Here is a 2,538-nt window from a genome sequence, read left to right on the forward strand (position 1 = left end):
TGGCTGCGCGGCCGCGTCGCGGAGGGCCTCACCTGGTTCGACGACGCCCTCGATGACGAGCCGACCCCACCGCCGCCGCATACCCGGCGTCATACACCCCGAACCGCACCTGCCCACTGCGCTCCCGCATCCCCTGCGCCGCACCGAACAACCGCGCCGCCTCCGCCCCCCGACCGCACTCAGCGCTCAACACCGCCACACACTCGATCACATCCGGCACCATCAAAAACGCGTCGATCTCCCCCGCAATCACCAACGCCGCCGCCGCATCCCGACCCGCCAAATCCACCTCCCCCTGCACTAACGCCACCCGAATCCGCACTGCCAGCAAGGTGATCCGGTGGCCGCCGCGTGCAACCGCGAGGGCGTCGTCGACGGAGCGGCGCGCGGTGGTCACATCGCCGACCGCCAGCGCTGCCCGCGCGACCGGGTTGCCGTTTGTAGCGAGCAGTTCGGCCAGCGGACACGCTTCCCACGCTTCGTCACCGGCTGCGCTGGCCGACGCGGTGTCCCCGGCCGCCAGCAATGCCTCGGCAACCGCACCCATGGCCGCACCACGCTGGAACCCGGGCAGGTCGGCGGCCGTTTCGACCGCTGTCACCGCCACCGCGTGCGCGGTGTCGGTGGCGCCGCGGTGGGCCAATGCAACGGCGAGAAGCATCTGACCGCAGGCTTCGAACATCAGATCGTGGGCCGCGCGGGCCTCGTCGATGACTTCGACGGCCTGTGCCGCGGCGGCTGCCGGGTCGCCGCTGACCCACTGCACCAGCCCCAGGCACCAGCGGCACAGCCGGGAAACCAACCCGTCACCGACGGCCTCGGCACGACGGTGTCCTTCGGTGGCTGCGGCGCGAGTCAGGGCGAAATCGCCGGCGATGTACGCCGAGTAGGCCTGCCAACCCAGTATCTGGCTCACCAGGGCGTCATCGCCCGCTGCGCGTGCCACGGTGAGTGCCTCGGCGAACAGCGGCAGCGCGCGGTCGGGGAAGTAGCAGGAGGTCAAGCCGGCCGCGGTCAAGGCGCGGGCCAGCAGGCCCGGCTCGGCACCGGTTCGGGCGATGGCCAACGCCTCGTCGGCCTCCTCGAGGTGATACAGGGTGCCGGACAAGTGGTTGAGCATGAGCTTGTCGGCGAGTGCGCGGGCACGTACGGCGGGGGTGGCGGGCGGCTCGTCATCGAGGGCGTCGTCGAACCAGGTGAGGCCCTCCGCGACGCGGCCGCGCAGCCACAGGGCTTGCAGCGCCGACGCCAACTGCAGGGCCGAGTCGGTATCGCCGCGCTCGCGGCTGTATGCGTATGCCGTGCGAAGGTTGTCCAGTTCCGCTGCCAGCTGCGCGATCCACCGGCGCATCCCCGCAGTGGGCTGCGCGTCGGCCAGCGCGGTGTAGTGGGCGCGGTGCCGTGTCCGGATCGGGTCGGCTTCACCGGATTCGGCGAGTTTCTCGGCCGCATAGTCGCGCATGGTCTCCAACAGCCCATACCGCTTGCCCTCGTCGTGGTCTTCCACGACCACCATGGACTTGTCGATCAGTTGGGCCAGCTCATCGATCAGGCGGTGTCGCGGCCGGCCGGGGTCGCCGACCACGGCGTGCGCGGCGTCCAGATCGAAGCCGCCGGCGAAGACCGCCAGCCGCCGAAACAGCACCTGCTCGGATCCGGTGAGCAGCGCATGGGACCAGTCCGCCGAGGCACGCAGGGTCTGGTGGCGCGGCAACGCCGTGCGGGATCCGCCGGTGAGCAGTTGGAAGCGGTCACTGAGGCCGTCGATGATTTCGTCGGTCGACAGGGCGCGCACCCGGGCGGCGGCCAACTCGATGGCCAACGGAACCCCATCCAGCCGTCGACAGATCCGGTCCACCGCGGTCCGGTTGTCCTCGGTGAGCGTGAAATCCGGCCGGGCCAGTCGGGCGCGGCTGGTGAACAGGTCCACTGCCTCTTCGGTCGACAGCGGGGGCAGCAGCCAGGTCACTTCGCCGGCGGCGGCCAGGGGCTCGCGGCTGGTCGCCACGATGGTCAGGCGAGTGCAGGCCGCGAGCAGCGATTCGGCCAATGCGGCGCAGGCCGGCCGCAGGTGTTCGCAGTTGTCCAGGATCAGTAGCATCCGGCGCGACCCGATGACCCGGCTCATGGTGGCGAGGTTGCTGCGTCCCGGCTGGTCTGGCAGCCCGAGCGCGCGCGCCACAGCGGCCGGCACAAGTTCGCCGGCGCGGAGCGCTGCCAAACCCGCCCATGCCGCTCGGTCGCGATGCGCGTCGGTCAGGCGAGCGGTCAACTCCAGCGCGATCCGCGTCTTCCCTATTCCGCCCGCCCCGGTCACGGTCACCAGCCGAGTCCGGTCGGCCAGGCGGGTCAGTTCGGCGAGTTCGGCCTCCCGGCCGACGAAGCTGGTCAGTGGCGCCGGCGGACGGAGACGGGCTGCCGGTTGCAGCGCTCGTGGTTCCGGCTCGGCAAGCTCAGCTACGTCGGATGCCGTCGATCCGGTTGGCAGTAGCTTGCTCACGTCTGGACCGCCCTGTCCGGGTGCGGTGCACCGTCGCA

The 2,538-nt window shown here is 71.0% G+C and carries 1 protein-coding gene; it reads right to left on the reverse strand.

From position 1 onward, the window contains the following. Positions 1–28: 28 nt before the first annotated feature. Positions 29–2,500: an ATP-binding protein gene (locus tag A5643_RS10955; RefSeq protein ID WP_353612569.1), complete on the reverse strand. Its 2,472-nt coding sequence runs from the start codon at positions 2,498–2,500 to the stop codon at positions 29–31. Between the last annotated feature and the right edge of the window lie 38 nt (positions 2,501–2,538).

This window comes from Mycobacterium sp. 1274756.6 (genome assembly GCF_001668625.1).
In the GTDB taxonomy this organism is placed as follows: domain Bacteria; phylum Actinomycetota; class Actinomycetes; order Mycobacteriales; family Mycobacteriaceae; genus Mycobacterium.